Raw genomic sequence first — 9,494 nt, forward strand, 5'->3', positions numbered from 1 at the left:
GCGCCGTCACGCGAACGCGACGATCAACGGGCCGAGCAAGGTCAGGAACACATTCGCCAGCGCATAGGTGATGGCGAAGGGTGCTGTCGGAATCGAATTGCCGGCTTTGTCGAGCACGCCGCCGAACGCCGGATTGGCGCTGCGCGACCCTGACAATGCGCCGGCAAACACCGCGGCGTTGTCGTAACGCAGCACGTAGCGGCCAAACAGCATGGCCAGGATCAGCGGCACCAGCGTCACCACGGCCCCGATCAGGAACAGCGTGAGACCGCTGCTGGCGATGGTGTGGATCGCCTGGAGGCCGGATTGCAGGCCGACCGCGGCGACAAATCCGGCAAGGCCGAGATCCTTGAGGATCTGCGAGGCCGGCGCCGGCATGTTGCCCATGGTCTGGTGCCGGCTGCGCAGCCAGCCGAACAGCAGGCCGGACAGCAGCGCGCCGCCGCCGGCGCCGAGCGTCAGCGGAATCGATCCGGCGCGGATCACGATCAAGCCGATCAGGAGGCCGAACACCAGGCCGGCGCCGTGGAACACGAAGTCGGTCTTGATGTCGACCGAGAGCTGGGATCCGGCCTCGGCGACCATGCGCTTGAGATCCTGGTCGGTGCCGTAGGCGGTGATCACATCCCCTGTCTTCACAACGGTCGAGTCACTCAGTGCAAGCGGCTCGCCGGCGCGGGCGATGCCGATCAGATAGACGCCATGGCGGAGCGCCGCGGTCGCGGAGCGCTTGATCTCGGCCAGCGATTTGCCGTCATAGGCCGGATTGCGCAGGATCACGTCCTGCGTATCCATCACCAGCTCCATGCCCGGCACGCTTTCGAGCTCGGCGCCGAGCCCGCCGGAGACCGCAACGACGCCGGCCCTCCGGCCGACCACCAGCACGATATCGCCCGCTTTCAAGGCGACATCGGGTGTGACCGGGATCAGTTGATCATTGCGCTTGATGCGCTCGACCGTGATGGTCGCATCGCCGGCCGCACTTTCAATGGCGGCCACCGTCTTGCCAGCGCCGCTGCCGACCTCGTACAGACGCCCGACGACTTCCGGCAGCGCGGCCGCTTGACCCGGCCCGAACACAACGGCGCCCTTCAGCCGCTCAGCCTCGGCCTTCAGCGCATCGTCGCGGATGTCGCGGCCCATGAAGCGCGGCAACAGGTTGACGCAGATGATGATCGCGCCGAGCGAGCCGAAGATGTAGGATACCGCGTAGCCGATCGCGACATTGGCTTGCAGTTTCTGCACCTCAGCCGCATCGAGCCCGAGCCGGGACAGTGCATCGCCCGCGGTGCCGATGATTGCCGACTGGGTGAGACCGCCGGCGGCAAGTCCCGCCGCCGTACCCTTGTCGAGCGAGAACAGCTTTGCCATCACGATCACGGTGAGCAGCCCGGCGACGGCCGTGAACACCGCAAGGAAAATCTCGCGCAGCGATTGCCGGCCGAGCGATTTGAAGAACTGCGGACCGCTCTCAAAACCGACCGCATAGATGAACAGCGCGAACAGCAGCGCCTTCTCGCCATTGTCGACAGAGACGCCGAACAGGCTGAGCGCGACCGCCGCCAGCAGCGATCCCGCGACGCCGCCGAGCTGGAACTTGCCGTAGTGGATTTGCCCGATCCAGTAGCCGATCGCCAGCGACAGGAACAGCAGGATCTCCGGCGCCTGCTTCAGGTTCTCTTGTATCCACTCCATCGTCGCCTCCCGGGGTACTCAAATTCGGACATGATCAAAGGTGTCGGTCATGTTTGCGGAGGGGATCGCTCGCCGCGACCATCAGCCCCGTCGCGTGCGACGAGATCGAACGCACGACGGCGATGCCGATAAGGCATCGCGTGCAGTTTCGAGAGATCGGTGAGGTGGCCGGCCGGCACAAACGTCACGGGAGCAGCAGCGGACGGGGCTTCTTGGAACGCGATACAGCGACATCAACCGAATGCCTTGCACATGTCTCGAACGCCCCGATCCGTTGATGACACGGCTCGGGCGCTTCTCGCAGCCCCTATCTCATTGATTGCATATTATTCAGATCGCGACTAGTGCGCGACTATTTCATTTTGATTTCATTTGGAAGCAAGGACCGACACCGGCATACGAAGCGGCGAGTTCCGCAGCACGCCGTTACCGCCGCGACGATATGTCATCCGTCTTGCAGCCGATGGATTTGCACCGCAACACGCCAAGTTGAAGATGTAACGCGGCGATGACGCGGCTGATCGCCCGGCTCTTCCCGGCCCGTCGCCTGCACGATCGCATCGATTTGCCGGTTTTGAACCTTTGACATTTCCGCAACGACGGCGCACCTTTTTCGAAGATTATTCGAATTTTGGTGCACCCCATGCACTTCGAGCTTCCCGCCGATCTCCATGTTCTCCAAAGCCGGATGCGCGAATTCGTGTGCAGCGAACTCAAGCCGCACGATGCCGCGATCGAGGCGGGCGGCATCGTTCCGGAGAGCGCGATGGCCGGCCTGCGCAGGATGGGATTATTCGGCACCAACACGCCGACACAGTTCGGCGGGCTCGGCCTCTCGATGCTCGGCAGCTGCATCGCGATCGAGGAGCTCGCAAAGGCTCACACCGCCTTCTATTATCTCTGCGGGGTGAACGTTCATATCGGATCGAAGGCGATCGAGTTCTTCGCGCAGCCGGCGGTACGCGACCGATGGCTGCCGGAGCTCGCCAGCGGGCGAGTGATCGGCGCCTTCGCGCTGACCGAGCCGGACGCGGGATCGGATGCTGCCCGCATCCAGACCCGGGCGCGGCGGGACGGCGATCACTACGTGCTCGACGGCCGCAAGACCTACATCACCAATGCGCCGGTCGCCGGCGTCTTCACCGTGTTCGCCACGCTCGACCCATCCAAGGGCGCCAAGGGCATCGCGGCGTTTGTCGTCGACGCGAAGACGCCGGGCCTCACCGTCGGCCGCGTGGTCGAGATGGCCGCCGGCCGCGGTTCAGCGCATGCCGAAGTATTCTTCGATGACTGCCGCATTCCCTGCGAGAACCTGCTCGGCGAGGAAGGCGAAGGCTTCGCGATCGCGATGCGGTGCCTTGATGCCGGACGCACGCATTGGGGCGCCTATTGCGTCGGTGCCGCGAGCCAGCTGCTGGATTACGCGCTCGATCACGTCTCGACGCGCGAGACGTTCGGACGCAGGCTGCGCGACCATCAAGGTATCGAATGGCAGATCGCCGACATGGCGAGCGCGCTGCATGCCGCGCGCCTTGTCGCCTATGAGGCGGCCTGGCGTTACGACCAGGGTGATCCCGCCGCCCGCACCGCCGCGGCCGCGCTGTCCAAATATACCGGCGCCGACATGGTGCAGCGCGTGGCCGACATGACCATGCAGCTGTTCGGTGGTGCCGGGTATTCCAGGGACCTGCCAATCGAGCGTATCTGGCGGGAAACCCGGGTAGTCCGGATTCTGGATGGCACATCCGAGATCATGCGCCAGATCATCGCACGCAACGCGTTCCGTAGCCATGAACGGCGGAACACGCCGATCTGATCCGCAATCTTACGCTGTATCCCGTCGCAACAGCGCTTGTGTTCCGATCGCGCTGCCTTACTGTTTTTGCGGGACGCGAGGAGACAACTGTGGCTTCGGGGACGACGCTCAAGCTCAAGCAACAACGAAGCCGCGATCGGCGCGAGCAGATCCTCTCGGCAGCGACCAAGCTGTTTGGCCAGCGCGGCATCGACGGCACCTCGCTCACCGACGTCGCCGCGGTAGCAAAAGTACCGCTGTCCAGCATCTACGACTATTTCGAGGACAAGCGCGCGCTGGTGCTCGACGTGCCCGAGGGCAATTTCGAGGCGCTCTATCAGAAGACCGAACCGCTGCTGGTGAAGGGCGGCGACCCTGTCGAGCAGCTTCGCATCATCTTCCTGACCAACTTCCAGTACATCAAGGACAACCCGAGCTGGGGCCGCGTGTTCTTCCTGGAGATATGGCCGAGCGTGCTTGCCGCCGAACCGCGGGTCAAGAAGGCGGTCGACAAATACGCGCTGCGCTACGTGCAGCTGATCAAGCAGGCGATCCGCGCCGGCACCTATCGCCGCAATCTCGATCCCTACACCGCGATGTCGCTGATGATGGGCGGAATGTGCCACCTCACCGCGGTCTGGCTGCTCTACGGCCGCAAATACGATCTGGTGAAGAAGGGCAGGACGCTGTTCACGACGCTGCACAACGGGTTCGTTCAGCGCTAACCGGAGAGCCCTCGTAGGATGGGTAGCGCGCAGCGGAACCCATCCTTTCTCCGCACGGCCGCAGCTTGATGGGTTTCGCTGCGCGCTACCCATCCTGCGAATCTTGAATCGTCATGCCCGGTTTTAACTTCGACGGACGGAACGATTTGATCCAAATACATCGCGTTGGCCGGCTGTCGAGGCACTCCATTCCGGAAAACCAATACACAGCCGTCGAAATCATGTTCTAGTATCACGCGGTGGGCGACCCGCGACCGGACGCGCGGGCAGTTGGGATGGGAGCGAACCGATGGACGTCAAGGCTGTTCTGCCGCCGCGTGGCCGCGACTATCGGCTCGATCTGCTGCGCGGCTTCGCCAACTGGGCGATCTATCTCGATCACATCCCGAACAACGCGGTGAACTGGATCACGCAGAAGAATTTCGGCTTCAGCGACGCCGCCGATCTGTTCGTCTTCATCTCCGGCTACACCGCATCCTTCGTCTATGCGCGCATGATGCTGGAGCGCGGCACCGTGATCGGCGCCACCCGGCTGATCAAGCGGGCCTGGCAGATCTATGTCGCGCACGTCCTGCTGTTCGTGATCTATATCGCCGAGATCGGCTATCTCGCGCAGCGCTACCACGATCCCAACCTGCAGAACGAATTCAACGTCGCGGGCTTCATGCAGAACCCGGCCGAGACGCTCTATCAGGGCCTGATCCTGGCATTCAAGCCGGTCAACATGGACGTGCTGCCGCTCTACATCGCGCTGATGTTAGTGTATCCGGTGGTGCTGTGGGCGATGCTGCGAAAACTCAATCTGACGCTGGCGGCCTCGTTCCTGCTCTATCTCGCCGCGCGCCATTTCGGCTGGAACCTGCCGGCTTATCCGTCCGGCTCGTGGTACTTCAATCCGTTCTGCTGGCAGTTCCTGTTCGTGTTCGGCGGCTGGTTCGCGCTCGGCGGCGCCAGCGAATCGATCAATTTCATCCGCTCACGCGCCTTCCTGTGGCTCGGCGGCGCCTATCTGTTGTTCGCGCTGGTCATGACGCTGGCGGGTCGCTTCCCCGAGCTCGGACAGGCGATGCCGGCCTGGCTCTATGACGCCTTCAATCCGAACGACAAGACCAACCTCGCCCCGTATCGCGTGCTGCATTTCGTGGTGCTCGCCTTCTTCGTGACGCGCTTCCTGCCGCGCGAATGGCCTGGCTACGAATGGCCGATCTTCGAGCCGATCATCAAATGCGGTCAGCAGTCGCTCGAGGTGTTCTGCACGGGCGTCTTCCTCGCCGTGGTCGCGCATGTGGTGCTGGTCGAGGTCTCCGGCAGCCTCTGGATGCAGATCGTGGTGAGCTTTGTCGGCATCGTGCTGATGACCGTGCTCGCCTATTACCGCTCCTGGTCGAAGAAGGTCGACAAGGCGCCCGCGAAGAAGCCGGTGGCTGCGCAGGCGCCTGCTGCGGAGCCGGCGGAATAGCAGGCGGACCGTCGAGGCCGACGCGGGTGGTCAGCGGCGATGTGCATGCGCTAGATTGAAGGCATGTCCCATGCCTTCACCCATGACCATCCCGACATCCTGCAACTCGAAGCCGACGTGCTCGACGCGCGGCCCGGAGCAGTTCTGCTCGAACGCTCGCCGTTCTTTCCCGGCGGCGGCGGACAGCTCGCCGACCGCGGGCTTCTGCGATGGGCCGGCGGCGAGCTGCCGGTGACCGGGCTCGCGCGCGACGAGCGCGGCCTCTGGCACACGATCCCCGGCGACAGCGTGATCTCCGGCAAGGTCATGCTCGAAGTCGAGCCGGCGTTTCGCGCATTGATGTGCGAGCTGCACACGCTCGCCCACGTCGTCAACGCGCTGGTCTATACGCGACTCGGCGGCGCGCTTCTGACCGGCGCGCAGCTCAATGCCGACGGCACCTTCCGCGTCGATTTCGATCTGCCCGGCGCCGACAACGAGGCGCTGCGGGCGCTCGAGGCGCCGCTGAACGACATCATCCGGCAGGACCTCCCCGTCAGCGCCGTCTTCATGGCGCATACCGAGGCGCAAGCCATCCCCGGATTGTTCCGCAGCAAGGCTGTCGCGCCGCCGGTCGGGGCGGACGGGCTGGTCCGGATCGTCGAGATCCTCGGTCTCGACCGGCAGGCCTGCGGCGGCACCCATCTGGCCTCGACCGGGCAATCGCGCCCAGCGCGTATCGTCAAGATCGACAACAAGGGCCGCCAGAACCGCAGGATCAAAGTCGCGGTTTGAACGGCTCCGGCAAGTCTTGCACCGGGCAATCCTCAAGCCATCCACGTCCCGGCCGTGCCTGGGGATGATGTTGTGCGGCTCGCTCGACGGGGCGCGATCGGCTTGTTAAGCCGCGTCTCCGCAAGGACGATTTGAGTCGGGGACATGACCGTAGCGATCGAGATGGGACAAACGACGGCCGGCGCATCGGCGGCCATCGACCTCGAGGAGCTGTTGGCGACACGTCTCCTGGTGCAGGGCAATTCGGGTTCCGGCAAATCCCATCTGCTGCGCCGGCTGCTGGAACAGAGCGCGCCGTGGGTGCAGCAGACCATCATCGATCCCGAGGGCGACTTCGTTACCCTGGCCGAGCGGTTCGGTCACCTCGTCATCGACGCCGAAGACCACACCGAGCGCAGTTTGCAGGTCGCCGGCGAACGCGTGCGCATTCATCGCGTCTCCACCGTGCTCAATCTCGAAGGGCTCGACGCCGAGAACCAGATGCGGCGCGCTGCCGCCTTCCTGGGCGGAATGTTCGAGGTTCCCCGCGATCACTGGTATCCGATGCTGGTGGTGGTCGACGAGGCGCAACTGTTCGCGCCGGCAGTCGCAGGCGAAGTCTCCGACGAGGCGCGCAAGCTGTCGCTCGGCGCGATGACCAATTTGATGTGCCGCGGCCGCAAGCGCGGCCTTGCGGGGATCATCGCGACCCAGCGGCTGGCGAAGCTCGCCAAGAATGTCGCGGCCGAGGCGTCGAACTTCCTGATGGGTCGCACCTTCCTCGATATCGACATGGCGCGCGCCGCCGACCTGCTCGGCATGGAGCGGCGGCAGGCGGAGGCTTTCCGCGACCTCGAGCGCGGACAATTTATGGCGCTTGGCCCGGCGCTTTCGCGCCGTCCGCTTGGCCTGCGCATCGGTCCAACCGACACGCAGCCGCGCAACGCGGCGCCGCGACTGATGCCGCTACCGGAAGCGGCACTCGAAGACGCGCGCGCCATCATCCTCGCGGCCCCACCGCCCGAGACGGCGGCCAGGCCGCCGCGCCGGGCGCCGGCGCCCGACCTGCTCAGCCAATTGATGGCTGCCAAGTCGACCACACCGGAGATCGATCCCGAGACTGCGGAACCGCCGCCGAGCGCCGAGCAACTGGCCGAGCGGCGTGAGCGGCTGGATCGCATCCTGCGCGCCATTCTCGCCGAGCCCGACGCCGGCTTCCGTGCCATCGGCGTGCTCTATCAGGAGTTCGTGGTGCGCTGCCGGATCGAGGGGCTCGGCGCCGTGGTGCCGGAGCTGACCGACTTCCGCCGCATGCTGACGCGCGCCCGCGCCGGGCTCGGCACCGAGATCGCGGAAGACGACGCCTGGCAGGATGTGCAGCTGCGCGCCGCGATCCTGCCCGAGGACATGCAGGGCGTCTTCATGATGATCGCCCGTGCCGCGAAGGAAGGCTGGCCCTGCCCGAGCGATGCCGCGATCGCCCGCGCCTATGGCACGCATTCGCTGCGCCGCGCCCGGCATCTTCTGACCTACATCGAGGAGCAGGGCCTGATCGTCTGCCAGCTTGATGGTGCCGGACGGCGGATCGTGACACTCGTCGAGCTCGCCTGGGCCACGGCCGCGGCCGACCCGAATGTCGACGAGGTACCGGCGGAAGCAGCCTGCAACAGCTCGGCTCCGTGATCGGAGGGTGAGCGGCGAAGCGCCGGACACGGGCAGGACCCCGAGATGCCGCAGTTACAAAAAGGCCCGCCGAGAGGCGGGCCGTTTCGTTTCTCTGGATGGGCGAAGCCACCTTGTCTCGGCGGCTCCGCACGCCTCATCTACAGGCCTCACGCGTGCTGCGGTTGCGCCAGCTGGCTGACCTGCGTCGCCGGCGGATCGACAACCAGGGTACCGCCATGGCCGTCGCTCGAGGTCGTGAAGGTCGAGGCCATATAGTTGCCCAGCAGCGCAATGCTCGCCGTGACGGTGCCGTCCGTCACCGTGAGCGTTCCGTTCGTGCTGGTTCCGCTGAAGCTCGGCGTTTGAACGTTCGCGAAACTGATATTCGCGAAATCGATCGCGTCCGAACCCGTCATCCCGGCGACGGTGCCGTTGAAGCTCGCCGAATTATCGAGCTTCAGCGTTCCCGTCGAACCCAGGAACGACACGGCGGCGTTCGAAGCCCCCGGCAATTCCAGGGTAGCGCCCGTTGCGATGCTGGCGCTGCTCGGGCTCTCCCCCGTTACGTTGAAGGACTGCCAGGCCCCCCACGCCGTGCCGTCATAGGCCCGGATCCAGAGCTGGTCGGTGCCCGAGCCGGCCTGATAGGTCGCCTGGGAAAGCTGCGCCGCGGTGACGTCGATCTCGGTATTCGCCGGCTCGTTGATGCCGCCGACGTTCCAACGTCCGTTCGTGTTGGTATCCCACAGCGCATACTTCGTGATGGGATCGCCGTCGGCGTCCGTCGCCGTGACGAGGTTCGCGGCAGCAAAGGTCTGCCCCGAGACCGTCACGACGTTGGCGACCGCGACCGTCGGCGCCTGGTTCGTCGCGGTGGCCGTGAAGGCCGTCCAGCTGCTCCACTCGCTGCCATCGTTGGCCCGCACGTAGAGCGTATCCGACGGCGAGCCGCCGGGACCGAACACGTAGCTGACCTGTGACAGGTTCGCCGCCGCGACATCGATCTCGGTGCTGGCGGCCTGGGCGACGCCGTTGACCACGAAGTGGCCGTTGCCGCCGGTGTCCCAGAACGCGTACTGGGTCATCGTATCGCTGTCGGCGTCGGTGACCGAGAACAGGCCGGTCGCTGCGATCGAATGGTCGTGAATTCCGCTGACATTCGCCGCCGTCACGACCGGAGCATGGTCGGGCCCCGGTGTTGCCGTGAATGCAGCCCAGCTGCTCCACTTCGATCCGTCGTTGGCCCGCACGTAGAGCGTGTCCGACGGCGAGCCGCCGGGACCGAACACGTAGCTGACCTGCGACAGGTTTGCCGCCGAGACATCGATCTCGACATTGGCGGCCTGGGCGACGCCATTGACCACCCAATGGCCGTTGCCGCCGGTGTCCCAGAATGCGTATT

At 65.1% G+C, this 9,494-nt stretch carries 6 protein-coding genes and 1 pseudogene; 5 read left to right on the forward strand and 2 right to left on the reverse strand.

What is annotated here, in order from left to right:
- Nucleotides 1–6: 6 nt before the first annotated feature.
- The gene (aspT, locus tag ALC15_RS03610; RefSeq protein ID WP_050626078.1) at nucleotides 7–1,695 is read right to left on the reverse strand and encodes an aspartate-alanine antiporter; all 1,689 of its coding nucleotides are present in this window, start codon (nucleotides 1,693–1,695) and stop codon (nucleotides 7–9) included.
- A gap of 643 nt (nucleotides 1,696–2,338) precedes the next feature.
- Here aspT and ALC15_RS03615 point away from each other — a divergent pair.
- From ALC15_RS03615 to ALC15_RS03635, 5 genes are all read left to right on the forward strand, one after another.
- Nucleotides 2,339–3,511 carry an acyl-CoA dehydrogenase family protein gene (locus ALC15_RS03615; protein ID WP_050626079.1) on the forward strand — a complete coding sequence of 391 codons (1,173 nt, stop codon included), beginning with the start codon at nucleotides 2,339–2,341 and terminating at the stop codon, nucleotides 3,509–3,511.
- Between the two features lie 89 nt (nucleotides 3,512–3,600).
- A complete protein-coding gene (locus tag ALC15_RS03620) occupies nucleotides 3,601–4,215 on the forward strand; it encodes a TetR/AcrR family transcriptional regulator (RefSeq protein WP_050626080.1) in 615 nt (204 codons plus the stop codon).
- A gap of 289 nt (nucleotides 4,216–4,504) precedes the next feature.
- Nucleotides 4,505–5,674 (forward strand): OpgC domain-containing protein, encoded by a 1,170-nt coding sequence (locus ALC15_RS03625; RefSeq protein WP_050626081.1) that lies wholly within the window; start codon nucleotides 4,505–4,507, stop codon nucleotides 5,672–5,674.
- A 63-nt stretch (nucleotides 5,675–5,737) separates the two neighbouring features.
- On the forward strand, nucleotides 5,738–6,448 hold the full coding sequence (locus ALC15_RS03630; protein ID WP_050626082.1) for an alanyl-tRNA editing protein: 711 nt from the start codon (nucleotides 5,738–5,740) through the stop codon (nucleotides 6,446–6,448).
- A 144-nt stretch (nucleotides 6,449–6,592) separates the two neighbouring features.
- A complete protein-coding gene (locus ALC15_RS03635; RefSeq protein WP_050626083.1) occupies nucleotides 6,593–8,110 on the forward strand; it encodes an ATP-binding protein in 1,518 nt (505 codons plus the stop codon).
- A gap of 149 nt (nucleotides 8,111–8,259) precedes the next feature.
- Here the strand turns inward: ALC15_RS03635 and ALC15_RS44010 are convergent.
- Nucleotides 8,260–9,494, reverse strand: a pseudogene (locus ALC15_RS44010) (hypothetical protein); the annotation flags it as partial.

This window comes from Bradyrhizobium viridifuturi, from assembly GCF_001238275.1.
GTDB classification, from domain to species: Bacteria; Pseudomonadota; Alphaproteobacteria; order Rhizobiales; family Xanthobacteraceae; genus Bradyrhizobium; species Bradyrhizobium viridifuturi.

Coding starts and splice junctions, on each gene's coding strand:
- aspT (WP_050626078.1), bottom strand. CDS start 1,695: ATGGAGTGGATACAAGAGAACCTGAAGCAGGCGCCGGAGATCCTGCTG.
- ALC15_RS03615 (WP_050626079.1), top strand. CDS start 2,339: ATGCACTTCGAGCTTCCCGCCGATCTCCATGTTCTCCAAAGCCGGATG.
- ALC15_RS03625 (WP_050626081.1), top strand. CDS start 4,505: ATGGACGTCAAGGCTGTTCTGCCGCCGCGTGGCCGCGACTATCGGCTC.
- ALC15_RS03630 (WP_050626082.1), top strand. CDS start 5,738: ATGTCCCATGCCTTCACCCATGACCATCCCGACATCCTGCAACTCGAA.
- ALC15_RS03635 (WP_050626083.1), top strand. CDS start 6,593: ATGACCGTAGCGATCGAGATGGGACAAACGACGGCCGGCGCATCGGCG.